The following is an 18,417-nucleotide window of genomic DNA, read 5'->3' on the forward strand; positions in this document are numbered from 1 at the left end:
ATTCTTGAAGGAATGTGAATTTCGGTTTAACTTTGGAGCACCAAAAGAACAGCTTAAAATATTGAGAAAATGGTGTGGTATTTAGGGCTAATCTACGTCAGCCCTAAAAATAATGCAATTTATCGTCTTAAAGATCTACACCTTAATCAGTTGGTTGTTTAGTCCAACTTTTGGGGTGCAGATCACACCTTTTTTCATTTGATTATTCTACGATTTCATCTTGATCGTGATGATTTATTTTCAATCGTTGGAAATAATCTTTTGTTTCTTCAACGATCACTTTTCGCAATCCAATAAGCGCGATAAGATTTGGGAAAGCCATCAAACCATTTACAATATCGGCGATAATCCATATTAAATTTAAGTGTAAGAATGAGCCTAACCCCACCAACACAATATAAGCTAAACGATATAGTTTTACGCCACGAATACCAACGAGATAAACAAAACAACGTTCACCATAGTAACACCAGCCTAAAATTGTTGTGAATGCAAAAAATAATAAACCGACGGTTACAATCGTTGCACCAATTGATGCCCCTAAACCTTGTGCAAAGGCGTAGTTTGTTACCGTTGCACCCGCTAATTCAGGATTGTTCCACGCTCCAGTTAATACTAATACAATCCCAGTCATTGTACAAACGATGATGGTATCCAAGAATGTTCCTGTCATGGAAATTAAGCCTTGACGGACAGGTTCACGAGTTTGTGCCGCTGCGGCTGCAATTGGTGCGCTTCCTAAACCTGATTCATTGGAGAAAATACCTCGAGCGACGCCTGATTGAATAGCCTTCATTACGGTAAAGCCAACAGCCCCGCCTAGCGCAGCCTTCGGATCAAAAGCACTATAAATAATTAATGAGATCGCATCTGGTACTTTTTCTATATTTAAAAGGATAATAACTAGTGAAGTAGTGACGTATAAAATCGCCATAAATGGCACAATTACCGATGATGCGGTTGCGATACGTTTTACACCACCAAGAATGATTAAGCCGACTAAAAGCGTCACAATAATTGCAGTAACTAAAACCGGAATATTAAAAGTATCTTGCATTGCATGGGTAATCGCATTGACCTGTGGGAATGTACCGATCCCGAAAAAGGCAACCATTACACCAAATAATGCAAATAATTTTGCTAGCCATTTGATGCCTAGACCGCGTTCAATGTAATACATTGGACCGCCAGCCATAAAGCCATTTTTATCGCGAACACGATATTTAACCGCGAGTAAACATTCGGCATATTTTGTTGCCATTCCTAATAAGGCGACTAGCCACATCCAAAAAATAGCGCCAGGCCCACCTGCTTGTACAGCAGTTGCAACGCCCACAATATTACCAGTTCCGATTGTTGCTGCTAATGCGGTACAAAGTGCGGCAAAAGATGACACATCACCTTTTCCACCTTTATCTTTTTTAAATAAATAACCAAGCGCACGTGGTAAATAGCGAATTTGAATAAAGCCTAAACGTAAGGTTAAGTAGAGCCCTGTGCCCGATAAGAGTATGAGTAGCGGAGCGCCCCAAATAAAGCTATCAATAGCTGAAAGAATTGACTCAATTGTCATGTGATTCCTCGTCGTTTAAATCAAAAATAAACACGACAAGAAGACGAAAAGATACAATGGAAAAGAAAGTGCGGTGAAAAGATAGATAATTTCCACACTTACGATAGATTGTCTTTTGCCCCTGTCCTTTTGCCTGAGCGTTTGAAAAACGATTGAAAAATTAACCGCTCTTTTGCGCCTTCGGCGTCCATTTCTAAAATGGATCTCTCCAAGGGTTCGTCCAGTAACAGTCCCTGCCATCGCACCTGAAAGATTTTACATCGTCGGTGTGGGGTCAATTCCCCGCTCTCCAGCTACCTTCATCCGAACTCACTTTTCATTGTGACAATCACAATGAAAGCGCATGGATTCTATCAAAATGGGAAATTAATTTCAAAAAGGAATTTTAAAATCGTCTCTCAGTTGATAGAAATAATGACTTTATTCTATATCCCCACAAAAACGATATCCTTCACCATGCACTGTCATAATGATATTTGGGGTATTAGGATGATCTTCAAAATGTTTTCTGATACGTCGAATGGTGACATCTACAGTTCGATCCTGAGGTTTCAATTCACGTCCCGTCATTTTTTTTAGTAATTCTTCGCGAGTTTGTAATTTTCCTGGATTTTCACAGAAATGTAGCATTGCACGAAATTCACTGCGCGGAAGTTTAAATTCTTGACCTTCTGGCGTAATTAAACTGTGGCTATTTAAGTCTAATTTCCAACCATTAAAACGATAGAATTCTCGACCAAATGTATTTTCTTTTTCTTGATGTGGCATTGTGCGATGCAATAAATTCCGTGCACGGATAGTCAATTCTCGAGGGTTAAAAGGCTTGGTTAAATAATCATCGGCACCGATTTCTAGCCCTAGGATTTTATCGACTTCGTTATCACGACCAGTTAAGAAAATAAGTGGCAAATTGAGTTCTTCGCGGAGCTCTCTTGCTAATAATAAACCGTTTTTACCTGGTAAATTAATATCCATCACAACCAAATTAATATTGTGGTTTTCCAACATATGATGCATCTCTGCGCCATTTTCTGCTTCAAGCACATCATACCCTTCCGCTTCAAAAATCCCTTTAAGCGTATTTCGGGTAACGATTTCATCTTCAACAACGAGAATTTTTGGAGTAGCCATTTTCCATCCTTATACTTATTTTGGTGTATGCTATCATGATTCCATTCTAGCGGTGTAACATTGTTGTAACAATAAAAAAGTGCGGTTATTTTTTATAAGATTTTCCTTTTTATGATCTAAATCATAGTTTTAGATATTCAAATTTCTTTGTGATAGAATTTCGCGCATTTTTACTTTTCCTTTCAATTCTATGAAAAAACTTTTTCTTTTTTTTACACTGATTTTTACCGCACTTGCAGCTAACGCTGGTCTATTTGATAAAAAACAATCTTTCTTGAAAGTTGATGATGCTTTTGCATTCTCTGCCACTTTATCTACGGATAAAAGTCAGTTACAGGTTCATTGGGACATTGCTGATGGCTATTATTTATATCAAGATAAGATTAGTGCTGAATTAGTGGGTAAATCGGATTCCCTCACTTTGCATGCACAACAAGCAGCTGAATTACATCAAGACCCTTATTTTGGTGAAGTGAAGGTGTTTACTCGCTCAATTGATGGCGTATTTAGCGGCGCATTTAGCAATGCTGATGATCAGATTGAAATCAGTTATCAAGGATGTACCGAAGGTTTTTGCTATCCGCCTGAAACTAAAGTATTACGAATTGGGGATTTAGCCGTTTCTCAAGAGAAAATTGTCGAAAAAACAGTTGAAAAAAATACCGCACTTTTATCTGAACAAGATCGTTTAGCTGATGGTTTATTCCATAGTAAATGGGCGATCTTCGGTTTCTTTTTATTGGGATTGGGACTGGCTTTTACACCTTGTGTATTGCCAATGTTACCGTTGCTTTCTGCTATTGTTATTGGTCAGCAACAACGTCCAAATATGATGCGAGCGTTTAGTTTAGCTTTTCTTTATGTTCAAGGCATGGCACTGACTTACACCTTGTTAGGGCTCGCAGTAGCGGCTATCGGTTTGCCGTTTCAAATCGCCTTGCAACATCCTTATGTGATGATCGGGCTTTCTATTTTATTTGTTGTTCTTGCCCTTTCAATGTTTGGCTTATTTACTATTCAATTGCCAAATAGCTTACAAAATAAATTGAATACATGGAGCCAAAAACAAACCTCAGGTGCTTTTGGCGGTTCCTTTGCGATGGGAATGATTGCTGGGCTTGTGGCTTCACCTTGCACTTCCGCACCACTTTCTGGTGCTTTACTTTATGTGGCGCAAAGTGGTGATTTATTCACTGGTGCGGCAACCCTTTATTTGCTCGCACTTGGTATGGGCGTGCCGCTAATGTTAATCACATTGTTTGGTAATAAAATTTTGCCAAAATCAGGTGAGTGGATGAACACAGTGAAACAAACATTCGGTTTTGTTATGTTAGCATTACCTGTGTTTTTACTTTCTCGTATTTTGCCTGAAGCATGGGAGCCACGCTTATGGGCTGGATTAGCGACAGCATTCTTTATTTGGTTTGCGTTGCAGATGCCTAAGAGTGGTTTTGGCTATGCCATTAAAATTATTAGTTTTGCTTTGGCTATGGTTTCCGTACAACCTTTGCAAAATTGGATTTGGCAAACTCAAACTACAACACAAAGTGCGGTAGAAAATAAGCCTGTTTCTCAGGTTAAATTTAAGCAAATTAAAAATATTGAAGAACTTGACCGCACTTTAGCGGAAAATCCCCATTCGATCGTGATGTTGGATTTATACGCGGATTGGTGTGTGGCTTGTAAAGAATTTGAAAAACTGACTTTTTCAGATCCAAAAGTGCAACAGCAATTTCAAAATATCTTATTGTTACAAGTGAATATGACAAAGAATAGCCCAGAAAATAAAGCATTAATGGAACGCTTTAATGTGATGGGATTACCCACAATTTTATTTTTTGATAAGCAAAATAATGAGATTCAAGGAAGTAGAGTAACGGGCTTTATGGATGCCGATTCTTTTTCTAATTGGATTGGAAAGCTACTTTAGTTATTTTTTACTTTTGGTAAAAAGTATTTTTCAATTTTAATTATTGTTTGACTATCCGTTAAAGATTAATATAACGCCGTTTTAATTCATCTTTAAACAAAAGGAAAGCAAATGAACAATCTTGAAAAATATCGCCCTTATGTATTAGCTCTATTGCGTATCACTGTTGCTTACATGTTTATCTTGCATGGTACAGCAAAATTTTGGGAGTTCCCAATTTCCATGACGGGTGGAAATGGTCCAGTCGGTGACTCAATGATGATTGTAGGTGGCGTGATTGAAATTGTCGGCTCAATCTTATTAATTTTAGGATTATTTACGCGCCCAGCTGCGTTTATTTTATCTGGCCAAATGGCTTTTGCGTATTTCTTTATGCATGTGGCTGGAAAAGGGAATTTACTATTCCCAATTGCAAATGGCGGTGAGCTTGCGTTACTTTACTCTGTACTCTTCTTATATTTTGTATTTTCTGGCGCTGGTGCTTGTGCCTTAGATAACAAGTTTTTTAGAAAGTAGTTTAGTTGTAGTTTCATAATTTAATCCTTTTATTTGCCCACATTTATGTGGGCTTTTTTATGCTTGAAATTTACCGCACTTTATTCTGATTACATTTTATTTAATCTTTTCTATATTTGCGCAAACGTTTGCGCTATAATTCAATCCGCTTATTTTTAACCATTTAATTAAAGGAAAATGTAATGACAGATTGTCCAATTCGTCAGGCTTTACTGAGTGTTTCTGATAAAACCGGTATCGTAGAATTTGCTCAAGGCTTAGTACAGCGTGGTGTAAAACTACTTTCCACAGGCGGTACCGCAAAATTGTTGGAGCAACATGGTTTGCTGGTGACTGAAGTGTCTGATTATACGGGATTCCCTGAAATGATGGACGGTCGTGTGAAAACCTTACATCCAAAAGTACATGGCGGTATTCTTGGTCGTCGTGGTACAGATGATGTCATTATGCAACAACACGGCATTGAAGGCATTGATATGGTGGTGGTGAATTTATATCCATTTGCAGCCACCGTGGCTAAGCCAAACTGCACGTTAGAAGATGCCGTGGAAAATATTGATATCGGCGGCCCGACGATGGTGCGTTCCGCCGCGAAAAACCATAAAGATGTAGCGATCGTGGTGAATAATCATGATTTCAACGAAATTCTTTCAGAGATGGATAAACATCAAAACAGCCTAACGCTTGAAACTCGTTTTGACCTTGCGATTAAAGCATTTGAACACACCGCGCAATACGATTCCATGATTGCCAATTATTTCGGACAATTGGTGAAACCTTATCATGTTGCTGCTGAAGAAGATGCAGAGGCTAAGTGCGGTCAATTCCCGCGGACTTTAAATTTGAATTTCGTGCGTAAACAAACTATGCGTTATGGCGAAAATGCCCATCAAAATGCCGCATTTTATGTGGATCTCAATGTAAAAGAAGCGAGTGTGGCAACAGCAAACCAACTGCAAGGTAAAGCCTTGTCTTACAATAATATTGCCGACACCGATGCAGCCCTTGAATGTGTGAAAGAATTTGATGAGCCGGCCTGCGTGATTGTTAAACACGCCAATCCATGCGGTGTGGCTTTAGGTAAAGATATTTTAGACGCCTATAATCGTGCTTACCAAACCGATCCAACATCTGCATTTGGCGGCATTATTGCTTTCAACCGTGAATTAGACGAAAAAACCGCGAATGAAATTGTGGAGCGCCAATTCGTTGAAGTGATTATTGCGCCGAAAGTTTCTGCTGAAGCGCAAGAAGTCGTGAAACGTAAGAAAAATGTTCGTTTGCTTGAATGTGGTGAATGGCAAGCACGGACCCAACGTTTAGATTTTAAACGCGTGAATGGCGGCTTGTTGGTGCAAGATGCGGATTTAGGTATGGTGGGCTTGGATGATTTAAAAGTAGTAAGTAAACGTCAGCCAACTGAACAAGAATTAAAAGACTTATTATTCTGCTGGAAAGTGGCGAAATTCGTGAAATCCAATGCAATTGTTTACGCCAAAGATAACCAGACCATCGGCATTGGTGCAGGTCAAATGAGCCGCGTGTATTCGGCCAAAATTGCCGGTATTAAAGCGCAAGATGAGGGCTTGGAAGTGGCAGGTTGTGTGATGGCATCTGATGCTTTCTTCCCATTCCGTGACGGCATTGATGCAGCGGCGAAAGTAGGTATTCAATGTGTGATCCATCCAGGTGGTTCAATGCGCGATCAAGAAGTCATTGATGCAGCGGATGAGCATAATATGGTGATGGTATTGACTGGAATGCGGCATTTTAGACATTAATTTATCTAACTATCCCCCTCTTTAGCAAAGAGGGGAAGGGGAGATTTGGCAGAAGTGATTTCAAGCTCATACTAAATTCAATATCGTTTAAATCTCCCCCCTAGCCCCCTCTTTACAAAAGAGGGGGAATTGCAAGTAAAAAATATCTACACTTTTTTAAATTAAGCATACACAAGGACTACAACATGAACATCCTCATCATCGGAAACGGCGGTCGTGAACATGCCCTCGCTTGGAAAGCTACACAATCTCCATTAGCGAATAAAATTTTCGTTGCACCGGGCAATGCTGGGACGGCGTTAGAACAAAAGGTTGAAAACGTGAATATCGCCGCAACGGATGTTCCTGCGTTGGTTAAATTTGCCCAAGATAACCACATTGGTTTAACGATTGTGGGGCCTGAGGCGCCACTTGTAATTGGTGTGGTGGATACGTTTCGTGCTGCAGGTTTAAACATTTTCGGACCAACGCAAGCAGCGGCGCAATTGGAAGGTTCCAAAGCCTTTACCAAAGATTTTTTAGCCCGTCATAAAATTCCAACAGCGGAATATCAAAACTTTACCGAAGTCGAACCAGCATTGGCTTACTTGCGTGAGAAAGGCGCACCAATTGTCGTTAAAGCAGATGGTTTAGCTGCGGGCAAAGGCGTAATCGTTGCGATGACCTTGCAAGAGGCGGAAAACGCTGTGCATGATATGCTTTCTGGCAATGCCTTTGGCGAAGCGGGGAGCCAAGTAGTAATTGAAGAGTTTCTAGATGGCGAAGAAGCCAGTTTTATCGTAATGGTAGACGGTAAAAATGTTGAGCCTATGGCGACTAGCCAAGATCATAAACGTGTTGGCGAAAATGATACGGGATTAAATACAGGCGGTATGGGTGCGTATTCGCCTGCACCTGTGGTAACACCCGAAATTTATAGTCGCATTATGCGGGAAGTGATTTATCCGACGGTTAATGGCATGGCGGAAGAAGGCAATGTTTACACCGGTTTTCTGTATGCAGGATTAATGATTATGCCGAACGGTCAGCCGAAAGTGATCGAATTTAACTGCCGTTTTGGCGATCCAGAAACCCAGCCAATAATGCTACGTCTCAAATCAGACCTTGTTGAACTCTGTCTTAAAGCCTGTGACGGCAAATTGGATGAAGTAACATCACAGTGGGATCCACAGGCTTCTTTAGGTATCGTATTGGCTGCAGAGGGATACCCAAAAGATTATCGCAAAGGCGATGAAATAAGCGGATTACCTCAAAGTGCGGTCAAAAACGAGAAAGTTTTCTTAGCAGGCGTTACCGAACAAGAAGGCAAATTAGTTACAAATGGCGGTCGTGTGCTTTGTGCTACGGCATTAGGTGAAAGTGTCTTTGATGCACAACAAAAAGCCTTGAAACTAGCCGAGAAAATTCAATGGACTGGACGTTTTTATCGTAAAGACATTGGTTACAGGGCTGTGGAACGAGAGTTGCAAAAATAATTCATATCATTATGATGAATTAATTTCATTTAAGTAATGAAAATTTAGGAATGAAATTTTAATTAAGTTTTTATCCATAAACAGTTAAACTATCTGCCATAAATTACATAACAGGAGAACACAATGTTTACAAGAAATATGACTATCGCTGATTACGACCCGGTATTGTGGCAAGCGATCCAAGATGAAAATCGTCGTCAAGAAGAACATATCGAACTCATTGCATCTGAAAACTATGCTAGTCCGCGTGTGATGGAAGCTCAAGGTTCACAATTCACTAATAAATACGCTGAAGGCTATCCAGGTAAACGTTATTACGGTGGTTGTGAGTATGCAGACATTGTGGAGCAGTTAGCCATTGATCGTGCGAAAGAATTATTTGGTGCAGATTACGTGAATGTTCAACCGCACTCTGGTTCACAAGCAAACGCTGCAGTGTATGGTGCATTGATTAATGCAGGCGATACTATTTTAGGTATGGATTTGGCTCACGGTGGGCACTTAACTCACGGTGCAAAAGTCAGTTTCTCAGGCAAGATTTATAACTCTGTGCTTTATGGAATCACTGCGGATGGCTTAATTGATTATGAAGATGTTCGTCAGAAAGCATTAGAATGTAAACCAAAACTTATCGTTGCGGGCTTTTCGGCTTATTCACAAGTTGTGGATTGGGAGAAAATGCGTGAGATCGCAGATGAGGTTGGTGCGTATTTATTTGTGGATATGGCGCATGTAGCAGGATTAATTGCAGCGGGTTTATATCCAAATCCACTTCCGCACGCACACGTTGTAACTACTACCACCCACAAAACATTAGGCGGCCCACGTGGTGGTTTAATTCTTTCATCTTGTGGCGATGAAGAAATCTACAAAAAATTACAATCATCCGTATTCCCTGCAAATCAAGGTGGTCCATTAGTTCATATTATTGCGGCAAAAGCAGTTTGCTTTAAAGAAGCATTAGAGCCTCAATATAAAGAATACCAAGCAAATGTAATCAAAAATGCGAAAGCAATGGTTGAGGTATTTAAACAACGTGGTTATGACGTTGTATCAAATGGTACTGAAAACCACTTGTTCTTAGTAAGTTTCATTAAACAAGGATTAACGGGGAAAGCAGCAGATGCAGCTTTAGGCAAAGCAAATATTACCGTGAACAAAAACGCTGTGCCAAACGATCCGCAAAAACCATTTGTCACTTCAGGTATCCGTGTAGGTACACCATCTGTAACTCGCCGTGGTTTCAATGAAAATGATGTGCGTGAATTAGCTAGCTGGATGTGTGATGTTTTAGATGCTTTAGGCAAAGAAAATGAAGAACAAGTGATTGCTGAAACTAAAGAAAAAGTATTAGCAATTTGTAAACGTCTTCCAGTTTATCCGAAATGATTTATTTTCTTTCGTTGATTATATGGTTAGCGGCGATTAATATCGCCGCTTATTTTTTATGGGAAATTATATGACTTATATTGTTGGCTTAACTGGTGGCATTGGTAGTGGTAAAACAACGATTGCTAATTTATTTGCCGATCTTGGCGTACCTCTAGTGGATGCGGATGTGGTTGCTAGAGAAGTCGTCGAGAAAGATTCTCCCTTATTGTCAAAAATTGTTGAACATTTTGGTACTCAAATTTTAACGGATCAAGGCGAGCTTAATCGTGCAGCTTTACGTGAAATAGTGTTTCATCATGATGAAGAAAAACAGTGGTTAAATAATTTCTTACATCCCGCTATTCGTGAACGAATGAAACAACAACTTTCTGAACAAACTGCACCTTACACATTATTTGTCGTCCCTTTATTAATAGAAAATAAATTGACCGCACTTTGTGATCGTATTTTAGTAGTAGATGTGAGTCCACAAACTCAACTTGCTCGTTCAGCTCAACGAGATAACAATAATTTTGAGCAAATTCAACGAATTATGAATTCTCAAGTTTCTCAACAAGAGCGTTTAAAATGGGCGGATGATGTGATTAACAATGATTCTGATCTGGCTCAAAACTTACCGCACTTGCAGAAAAAGGTGCTAGAATTGCACCAGTTTTATTTACAACAAGCGGAAAATAAAAATGTCTGACGAAATGATTGAAGTACCTTGTCCGATTTGCCAAAAATCTGTGCCTTGGACAAATGAAAGTACTTTTCGACCTTTTTGTAGCAAACGTTGCCAGTTAATCGATCTTGGCGAATGGGCGGCTGAAGAAAAAGCGATTCCAAGTGATACTGCCGATTTTGCTATGGATCCAAATGTGAGTGACGAATGGAGCATTAAATAAAGATTAACCGATAGGAAACCCTATCGGTTAATTTTTATAAGCGGGGTCCTTTTTTGAGGATTTTCCCTAAGCATGCTATGCTAAACGTAATTTTATTATTCTAAAATGTGATTTTTATGCAACAAGATTATTTAAGCCAAAAACGATTCTCCGATCTTCCTCTACATCCCATTGTACGAGATGCTTTGGCAAAAAAAGGCTTTGATTTTTGTACCCCAATTCAGGCTTTGTCCTTGCCTATCAGTTTAAATGGACGAGATATCGCAGGACAAGCTCAAACTGGTACAGGCAAGACAATGGCTTTTTTAACGGCTACTTTTCACCATCTTTTAACTCACCAAGAGCCTAATTTTGAATATCCTCACCCCAGAGCTTTGATTTTAGCACCTACTCGAGAATTAGCGGTGCAGATTAGTAATGACGCAGAATTTCTTGCCAAAGCGAGTGGATTAAAAACCGCACTTGCCTATGGTGGCGATGGTTATGATAAACAATTACAAACGATTGAGCGTGGCGTAGATATTTTGATTGGTACGACGGGGCGAGTCATTGATTATGTAAAACAAGGCGTAATTTGTTTAGATGAAATCCAAGTTGTCGTGCTAGATGAAGCAGATCGAATGTTTGATCTTGGGTTTATCCGTGATATTCGTTATTTATTGCGTAAATGCCCCGCTCCGCAGGCTCGTTTAACGATGTTATTTTCAGCGACGCTTTCTTATAAAGTGCGTGAATTAGCATTTGAAGATATGAATGATCCTGAATATATTGAAATTGAACCAGAACAAAAAACAGGTCACCGAATTAAAGAAGAACTTTTTTATCCATCTAATCAGGATAAAATGGCACTTCTCTTAACCTTAATGGAAGATGAATGGCCTGAGCGTTGTATTGTATTTGCTAATACGAAACATCGTTGTGAAGAAATTTGGGGTTATTTGGCGGCTGATGGACATCGTGTTGGTTTACTGACTGGTGATGTAGCCCAGAAAAAACGTTTGTCCTTATTGAAACAATTTACCGACGGTGATTTAGATATTCTAGTGGCAACAGATGTGGCTGCTCGTGGCTTGCATATTTCTGATGTGACGCATGTTTTCAATTATGATTTACCCGATGATCGAGAAGATTATGTTCACCGAATAGGCCGTACTGGACGAGCAGGGGAAAGTGGCGTTTCGATTAGTTTTGCTTGCGAAGAATATGCGATGAATTTACCAGCAATTGAAGAATATATTGGACATTCTATCCCAGTGAGCCAATATGAAACAGAAGCCTTGCTTGAACTGCCGAAACCATATCGTTTAAAACGTACGGTGCCACCGCAAGGGCATACAAGACATCGTTCTTATCACACAAAATAGTGATATAATTTTTTTAGTCTCAATAATTAATAAGGAGATCATTATGGCCATTTTAGTGACAGGTGGCGCCGGTTATATCGGTTCTCACACAGTTGTAGAATTATTAAATGCTGGCAAAGAGGTGGTGGTATTAGATAATCTTTGCAATTCATCGCCAAAATCCCTTGAGCGTGTAAAACAAATTACAGGCAAAGAAGCAAAGTTTTATGAAGGTGATATTTTAGATCGTGCTTTGTTACAAAAAATTTTTGCAGAAAATGAGATTAGCTCTGTTATTCACTTTGCAGGGTTAAAAGCCGTAGGGGAAAGTGTTCAAAAGCCGACAGAATATTACATGAACAATGTCGCTGGCACCCTTGTATTAATTCAAGAAATGAAAAAAGCAGGTGTTTGGAACTTTGTATTTAGCTCATCTGCAACGGTTTACGGTGATCCAAAAATTATTCCAATTACAGAAGATTGTGAAGTCGGCGGTACAACTAATCCTTATGGTACATCTAAATATATGGTTGAACAGATTTTACGTGATACAGCAAAAGCGGAACCAAAATTTAGCATGACTATCTTGCGTTATTTTAATCCGGTTGGGGCGCATGAAAGTGGCTTAATTGGTGAAGATCCAAATGGTATTCCAAATAATTTATTACCTTATATTAGCCAAGTTGCTATCGGTAAATTAGCACAACTTTCTGTATTTGGTAGTGATTACGACACCCATGATGGAACAGGTGTGCGTGATTATATTCATGTAGTGGATTTAGCTGTGGGGCATTTAAAAGCGCTTCAACGTCATGAAAATGATGCTGGTTTACATATTTATAACCTCGGTACAGGTCATGGTTATTCTGTATTAGATATGGTAAAAGCCTTTGAAAAAGCCAACGACATTACAATTGCATATAAACTTGTAGAACGCCGCCCTGGTGATATTGCGACATGCTATTCAGATCCTAGTTTAGCTGCAAAAGAGCTTGGTTGGTTGGCAGAACGTGGTCTTGAAAAAATGATGCAAGATACGTGGAACTGGCAGAAAAATAATCCAAAAGGGTACAGAGATTAATATTCTCTAATATTTGTTTTTCTTTTTTAGGAAGAAGAATGCTAAACATTGGGGGATGTGATTAAAAATCCCCCTAATTTTTACACTTGTCTTTTAATTAAAAAGCAAAGTTTCTAAAATACAACCAAAATTAACCGCACTTTATGTCAAATTCCCTTTCTTCCCAAATTTTTACGCGCAAGATGTTGATTTGCGTATTCACAGGTTTTAATTCTGGTTTGCCATTATTTGTGTTATTACAAATGTTGCCTATTTGGCTGACAGATAAACATCTTTCAATTGAGCTTATTGGTGCAGTAACGGGCGTGATGTTGCCTTATGGGTTAAAATTTTTGTGGGCACCATTATTGGATCGTTATTTCCCGAGTTTTTTAGGGCGTCGTCGTAGCTGGATGCTGCTTTCACAAGTGGCATTATTGATTTTACTTTACATCATTAGCCTTTTTGATCCGCTCACACAACTGAGTACGGTTGCAAATATTGCGTTGCTTATCGCCTTTTTTTCAGCCACACAAGATATCGTGTTGGATGCGTATCGTCGTGAAATTTTGAGTGATCATGAATTAGGTTTGGGAAACACTATTCATATTAATGCTTATCGAATTGCGGGATTAATTCCCGGTGGATTATCGCTATATTTGGCAGCGATTTATCCTTGGGAAACAGTCTTTTTATGGACCGCACTTTGTATGTTAGCGGGTATCTTCATGACACTATTTTTAGCCAAAGAGCCCAAAATCAACGTGCAACAATCTAATCAGCCGTTCTATCAAGCATTTTGGATTCCATTACAAGAATTTTTTCAGCGTAAGGGTGTCATTCAGGCTATCGGTTTTTTACTGTTTTTGTTTTTGTATAAGTTCGGGGATTCTTTTGCCACAACGCTACAAACCAAATTTATTTATGATATGGGGTTTAGCAAAGAGGATATAGCCATTGTTGTAAAAAGTACCGCACTTTGGTCAAGCATTTTATCTGGGCTTGCTGGTGGTGTGATAATGCTAAAACTGGGCATTAATCGTGCATTGTGGCTATTTGGGCTTGTACAGATGGTGACAATTGGTGGGTTTATTTGGTTGGCAGCTTTCGGACATTTTGATGTTATTACATCAGCTGAGTTATGGAAACTGGGTGTTGTGATTGCGGCAGAATATATCGGTGTTGGGCTTGGCACCGCGGCTTTTGTGGCTTTTATGGCTCGTGAAAGTAATCCTCTTTATACCGCAACACAGCTTGCACTTTTTACGAGCCTTTCAGCTTTGCCAAGTAAAGTTTTAGGTATGCTTTCTGGTTATGTTGTGGGAGCAGTGGGGTATTATCAGTATTTTGGGTTTTGTTTATTTTTAGCGATTCCAGGCATGCTTTGTTTATTTTGGGTAGCGCCTTGGAATCAAGAAAATAATACGGAAAATTCACTATAAAAGTGCGGTAAAAATTATAAAAAATTTGACCGCACTATGCTTTATCAGTATCTTAATCACGTTTTTTATTAATGGAGATTTTTTATGAAAATTATTCTTTTAGGTGCACCGGGTGCAGGTAAAGGCACTCAAGCACAATTTATTATGAACAAATTTGGTATCCCACAAATTTCAACTGGTGATATGTTCCGTGCTGCAATCAAAGCCGGTACTGAACTTGGCAAACAAGCTAAAGCATTAATGGATGAAGGTAAATTAGTACCAGATGAATTAACCGTTGCCCTTGTAAAAGATCGTATTGCTCAACCTGACTGCGCAAATGGTTTCTTGTTAGATGGTTTCCCTCGTACTATTCCTCAAGCGGATGCATTGAAAGATTCAGGCGTTAAAATTGACTTTGTTTTAGAATTCGATGTGCCAGACGAAGTGATTGTTGAACGTATGAGTGGTCGTCGAGTGCACCAAGCATCTGGTCGTTCTTACCACATCGTTTATAACCCACCAAAAGTGGAAGGTAAAGATGATGTGACAGGTGAAGATTTAATTATTCGTGCGGACGATAAACCAGAAACTGTGTTAGATCGTTTAGCCGTATATCATAAACAAACCAGTCCATTAATTGATTATTACCAAGCAGAAGCAAAAGCGGGCAATACTCAATATTTCCGTTTAGACGGTACACAAAAAGTAGAAGAAGTTAGCCAAGAGTTAGATAAAATCTTAGGCTAAAAATAATCTAAAAAAATAAACCGCACTTTGGGTAACCTAAGTGCGGTTTGTTTTTTCTATGTTTTAATTAATGGGTTGTTTTATTTTCATCAAAAACTGGTAATGGTTTGTGTTCGGTTGCAACATAGCTATATACCACTGGCAATACGAACAAGGTGAAAATAGTACCAATGGATAATCCCGCTACAATTACTATCCCCATACTAAAGCGAGATACCGCTCCTGCACCTGTTGCATAGAGTAATGGAATTAAGCCAGCTACCATTGCCGCCGTTGTCATTAGGATTGGGCGTAAACGTACTTTTGCAGCATGAGTGATTGCCTCAATTCGAGTTTTACCGTGGTTTAGCTGCTCTTCTTTTGCCACTTCACACATCAAGATACCGTGCTTAGTGATTAATCCTACGAGAGTAATTAACCCAACTTGAGAGTAAATATTTAATGTTGTTCCCGCGATGCCAAAGAAGGATAAAATATTTAAACTCACTAATGCACCACTAACGGCTAATGGTACGGAAATCATAATTACCATTGGGTCACGTATAGATTCAAACTGAATAGCAAGTACCAAGAATATGATGATAACAGCCAATGCAAAAGTGACGGCTAATGCGTTACCTTCTTGTACTAATTGACGTGCTTCAGATTTAAAATCAAACGTATAGCCTTGCGGTAAATTGTCAGTCGCATATTGTTGTAGCCATGCAACAGCATCTCCCGTTGATGAACCTGGCATTGGTACTGCGCTAATCTGTGCTGAGTTTAATTGGCTAAAGCGTGATAATGAAGTTGGCTGTGTTTCTAGCTTCATTGTGATTAAACTGCTTAATGGTACAGATTGTCCATTACTTGCCGTTAAGTAATAGTTTTTGAATGCTTCAGGCGATAAACGGTCATCACGTTTGACTTGCGAAATGACTTTATAAGCACGTCCATCCACATCGACTCGCGTAATCGTCGCGCCAGATAAGAAACTCCCTAAAGTATTACTAATTTGTTGCATCGTAATACCGTAAGTCCCAGCTTTCTCTTTATCTACCGAAATTGTCATTTGTGCAGTGTCATAGGTCAAATCTAAATTTGTATAAATAAATTTGCCAGAGGCTTTCATCGCACTGAGGAATTTCTCTGCGGTATTTGCCAACGATTTATAATCTTGAGCAGTTTTTAACACAATAGCGATTGGAGGACCTTGTTCCCCTGTATCAATTTCAGGAAAGTTAAATGCAGATACGGAGACTTCTGGAATTGATTTCGCTTTTGCGTTGATTTCATTCATTACGGCAGATTGTTTGCGTGATCGTTCTTTCCAGTCTTTCAATGTGATGATATTTAACGAGCCATTAGAATTTGGCGCGCCAGCAATGCTCATACCAAAAGAGACTTCAGGTGTTTCCATTACATTTTTCATGTATGGTTGCATTGCATTTTGAATGTAATCCACATTCACACTAGATGGCGCGTTACCAATTGCAATAAATGCGCCTTTATCTTCATTTGGCGTTAATTCACTAGAAAGTGAATTAAACAAAAATGGGAGTGTTGAGAAAATCACCACAGCAAAAGCCAGCATTGATTTACGATTGAGCATAACGAGATCAAGCATGTATTCGTAAATACGATTTACTTTACCTAAGGTATGTTCTACGCGTTCTTCCATCCATGTTGGTTTTGCATTGGATTTGAGTAACTTACTACTCATCATTGGCGATAACGTTAATGCCACAACACCAGAAATAAATACCGCGCCAGCTAGAGTTAAGGCGAACTCTTTAAACAATGTGCCAGTAATCCCCCCCATTAAAGCCATCGGTGAATAAACCGCGATCAATGCGATAGTCATGGAAATTACAGGTACGGCAATTTCACGAGTACCAATAATTGCTGCGCGGAATGGTGTTTCCCCTTCTTTAATATGGCGATCTACGTTTTCTAACACGACAATCGCATCATCTACGACTAAACCGATAGCAAGAATAAGTGCTAATAATGTCATTAAGTTAATAGAAAAATCTAAACTTTGTAGCATCATTAAAACACCGATCAACGAAATCGGAATGGTGAGAACTGGAATTAAAATTGCGCGAAGCGATCCGATAAACATCAAAATAACCACTAATACAATAACAGTTGCTTCCACAATAGTTTTAATTACTTCATGGATTGAACTATTAATCGCAATAGTACTGTCATAAAGAATGTCAGTTTCCATACTATCCGGTAGTTGCTTTTTGATGTTTTCAAAGAGCGGTCGGATTTTTTCTGCAACGGTTAATGGATTAGCTGATGAAGTAGGATTAATGCCTAATACGACAGAATCAGCACCATTTGCAGTTGCACGAGAATTATCGCTTTCTTTGTTCAATTCAATGGTCGCAATATCGCGCAGGCGTACTAAATCATCACCACGAGAAGCAACAATTAAGTTACCTAATTGCTCAACAGATTTGGTCGTTGTTTCAACTTTGTTGCGGTAAGTGACATAGTAGCCGTTATCATTACCAGCCGCAGTTTGTACATTATTTGCAGAAAGGGCAGACATCACTGTTGGCGCAGAAAGATTTTGTGACGCCATTTTTTGAGGATCTAGCCAAATACGTAATGCATATTCCGCTGCACCAAATACTTGTACTCCAGCTACGCCTTCAATCGTAAAGAATTGAGGTTTAACTACACGATTAATGTAGTCAGTTACTTGACTTGAGTCGAGTTTGTTGGAGCGGAAACTTATATACATAATCCCCGTCCCACCAGAGGAAGATGCGACGCTTGGTGCTTCAATTCCACTTGGTAATTCAGAACGTACAGCATTTACTTTGGCCAATACATCAGCAAGTGCTCCGGCAGGATCCGTATTCAGTTTCATTTTGACTGTAATAGTCGATGAATTTGGCGCACTGCTAGATGACATATAGTCAATGTTATCCGCTTGGGCGATAGATTCTTCTAATGTAGAAGTAACAAATGCTTGAATTAGATTTGCATCAGCACCAGGATAGGCGGTTGTTACCGTAATTACCGTGGTGGTCATTTTAGGGTATTCACGCACTGCCAATTTCGAAATAGCTTGCAAACCTAAAATAATAATAAGCAAGCTAATTGAAATCGCTAAAACAGGACGACGAATAAATATATCGGTAAATTTCATTCGTATTTCC

Annotated in this window: 14 protein-coding genes, 1 pseudogene and 1 riboswitch; of the genes and pseudogenes, 12 read left to right on the forward strand and 3 right to left on the reverse strand. The window is 39.2% G+C overall.

The window, feature by feature from the left end; genetic code table 11:
- Nucleotides 1–85: pseudogene (locus tag ABW51_RS10010) on the forward strand (IS1595 family transposase); the annotation flags it as partial.
- A gap of 117 nt (nucleotides 86–202) precedes the next feature.
- On the opposite strand, the gene ABW51_RS00945 reads toward ABW51_RS10010, so the two are convergent.
- A complete protein-coding gene (locus ABW51_RS00945) occupies nucleotides 203–1,573 on the reverse strand; it encodes an alanine/glycine:cation symporter family protein (protein WP_053465182.1) in 1,371 nt (456 codons plus the stop codon).
- Between the two features lie 111 nt (nucleotides 1,574–1,684).
- Nucleotides 1,685–1,795: riboswitch (glycine riboswitch) on the reverse strand.
- A gap of 198 nt (nucleotides 1,796–1,993) precedes the next feature.
- Nucleotides 1,994–2,704, reverse strand: a complete 711-nt coding sequence (arcA, locus tag ABW51_RS00950; RefSeq protein WP_053465183.1) for a two-component system response regulator ArcA — start codon at nucleotides 2,702–2,704, stop codon at nucleotides 1,994–1,996.
- 190 nt (nucleotides 2,705–2,894) lie between these two features.
- On the opposite strand from arcA, the gene ABW51_RS00955 reads away from it, so the two are divergent.
- The 11 genes from ABW51_RS00955 (at nucleotide 2,895) to adk (ending at nucleotide 15,259) form a co-directional block, all read left to right on the forward strand.
- A complete protein-coding gene (locus tag ABW51_RS00955; RefSeq protein WP_053465184.1) occupies nucleotides 2,895–4,634 on the forward strand; it encodes a protein-disulfide reductase DsbD in 1,740 nt (579 codons plus the stop codon).
- A 111-nt stretch (nucleotides 4,635–4,745) separates the two neighbouring features.
- Nucleotides 4,746–5,150 (forward strand): DoxX family protein, encoded by a 405-nt coding sequence (locus tag ABW51_RS00960; RefSeq protein ID WP_053465185.1) that lies wholly within the window; start codon nucleotides 4,746–4,748, stop codon nucleotides 5,148–5,150.
- Nucleotides 5,151–5,332: 182 nt separating this feature from the next.
- On the forward strand, nucleotides 5,333–6,931 hold the full coding sequence (gene purH, locus ABW51_RS00965; protein WP_053465186.1) for a bifunctional phosphoribosylaminoimidazolecarboxamide formyltransferase/IMP cyclohydrolase: 1,599 nt from the start codon (nucleotides 5,333–5,335) through the stop codon (nucleotides 6,929–6,931).
- Between the two features lie 185 nt (nucleotides 6,932–7,116).
- Nucleotides 7,117–8,406, forward strand: a complete 1,290-nt coding sequence (purD, locus tag ABW51_RS00970) for a phosphoribosylamine--glycine ligase (RefSeq protein ID WP_053465187.1) — start codon at nucleotides 7,117–7,119, stop codon at nucleotides 8,404–8,406.
- A gap of 123 nt (nucleotides 8,407–8,529) precedes the next feature.
- The gene (gene glyA, locus ABW51_RS00975; protein ID WP_053465188.1) at nucleotides 8,530–9,795 is read left to right on the forward strand and encodes a serine hydroxymethyltransferase; all 1,266 of its coding nucleotides are present in this window, start codon (nucleotides 8,530–8,532) and stop codon (nucleotides 9,793–9,795) included.
- Nucleotides 9,796–9,865: 70 nt separating this feature from the next.
- Nucleotides 9,866–10,486: a dephospho-CoA kinase gene (coaE, locus tag ABW51_RS00980; protein WP_053465189.1), complete on the forward strand. Its 621-nt coding sequence runs from the start codon at nucleotides 9,866–9,868 to the stop codon at nucleotides 10,484–10,486.
- Nucleotides 10,479–10,685, forward strand: coding sequence for a DNA gyrase inhibitor YacG (gene yacG, locus ABW51_RS00985; RefSeq protein ID WP_005634195.1), 207 nt, complete (start codon nucleotides 10,479–10,481; stop codon nucleotides 10,683–10,685). The genes coaE and yacG overlap by 8 nt, the downstream gene beginning before the upstream one ends.
- A 116-nt stretch (nucleotides 10,686–10,801) precedes the next feature.
- On the forward strand, nucleotides 10,802–12,049 hold the full coding sequence (gene rhlB / locus ABW51_RS00990; RefSeq protein WP_053465190.1) for an ATP-dependent RNA helicase RhlB: 1,248 nt from the start codon (nucleotides 10,802–10,804) through the stop codon (nucleotides 12,047–12,049).
- A 43-nt stretch (nucleotides 12,050–12,092) separates the two neighbouring features.
- On the forward strand, nucleotides 12,093–13,109 hold the full coding sequence (galE, locus tag ABW51_RS00995) for a UDP-glucose 4-epimerase GalE (protein WP_053465191.1): 1,017 nt from the start codon (nucleotides 12,093–12,095) through the stop codon (nucleotides 13,107–13,109).
- A 143-nt stretch (nucleotides 13,110–13,252) separates the two neighbouring features.
- Nucleotides 13,253–14,530, forward strand: coding sequence for an MFS transporter (locus ABW51_RS01000; protein ID WP_082318346.1), 1,278 nt, complete (start codon nucleotides 13,253–13,255; stop codon nucleotides 14,528–14,530).
- Nucleotides 14,531–14,614: 84 nt separating this feature from the next.
- Entirely contained in the window at nucleotides 14,615–15,259 is a 645-nt protein-coding gene (gene adk / locus ABW51_RS01005) for an adenylate kinase (protein WP_005631284.1), read from the forward strand.
- Between the two features lie 67 nt (nucleotides 15,260–15,326).
- Here the strand turns inward: adk and acrB are convergent, their stop codons facing one another.
- Nucleotides 15,327–18,407 (reverse strand): multidrug efflux RND transporter permease subunit AcrB, encoded by a 3,081-nt coding sequence (gene acrB / locus ABW51_RS01010; protein ID WP_053465193.1) that lies wholly within the window; start codon nucleotides 18,405–18,407, stop codon nucleotides 15,327–15,329.
- Nucleotides 18,408–18,417: the final 10 nt, after the last annotated feature.

The organism is Haemophilus sp. C1 (assembly GCF_001276515.1).
Classification (GTDB): Bacteria; Pseudomonadota; Gammaproteobacteria; order Enterobacterales; family Pasteurellaceae; genus Haemophilus.

Bases quoted from the DNA above. Each gene is read 5' to 3' on its own strand.
- ABW51_RS00945 (WP_053465182.1), bottom strand. From the start codon at position 1,573: ATGACAATTGAGTCAATTCTTTCAGCTATTGATAGCTTTATTTGGGGC.
- arcA (WP_053465183.1), bottom strand. From the start codon at position 2,704: ATGGCTACTCCAAAAATTCTCGTTGTTGAAGATGAAATCGTTACCCGA.
- ABW51_RS00955 (WP_053465184.1), top strand. From the start codon at position 2,895: ATGAAAAAACTTTTTCTTTTTTTTACACTGATTTTTACCGCACTTGCA.
- ABW51_RS00960 (WP_053465185.1), top strand. From the start codon at position 4,746: ATGAACAATCTTGAAAAATATCGCCCTTATGTATTAGCTCTATTGCGT.
- purH (WP_053465186.1), top strand. From the start codon at position 5,333: ATGACAGATTGTCCAATTCGTCAGGCTTTACTGAGTGTTTCTGATAAA.
- purD (WP_053465187.1), top strand. From the start codon at position 7,117: ATGAACATCCTCATCATCGGAAACGGCGGTCGTGAACATGCCCTCGCT.
- glyA (WP_053465188.1), top strand. From the start codon at position 8,530: ATGTTTACAAGAAATATGACTATCGCTGATTACGACCCGGTATTGTGG.
- coaE (WP_053465189.1), top strand. From the start codon at position 9,866: ATGACTTATATTGTTGGCTTAACTGGTGGCATTGGTAGTGGTAAAACA.
- yacG (WP_005634195.1), top strand. From the start codon at position 10,479: ATGTCTGACGAAATGATTGAAGTACCTTGTCCGATTTGCCAAAAATCT.
- rhlB (WP_053465190.1), top strand. From the start codon at position 10,802: ATGCAACAAGATTATTTAAGCCAAAAACGATTCTCCGATCTTCCTCTA.
- galE (WP_053465191.1), top strand. From the start codon at position 12,093: ATGGCCATTTTAGTGACAGGTGGCGCCGGTTATATCGGTTCTCACACA.
- ABW51_RS01000 (WP_082318346.1), top strand. From the start codon at position 13,253: ATGTCAAATTCCCTTTCTTCCCAAATTTTTACGCGCAAGATGTTGATT.
- adk (WP_005631284.1), top strand. From the start codon at position 14,615: ATGAAAATTATTCTTTTAGGTGCACCGGGTGCAGGTAAAGGCACTCAA.
- acrB (WP_053465193.1), bottom strand. From the start codon at position 18,407: ATGAAATTTACCGATATATTTATTCGTCGTCCTGTTTTAGCGATTTCA.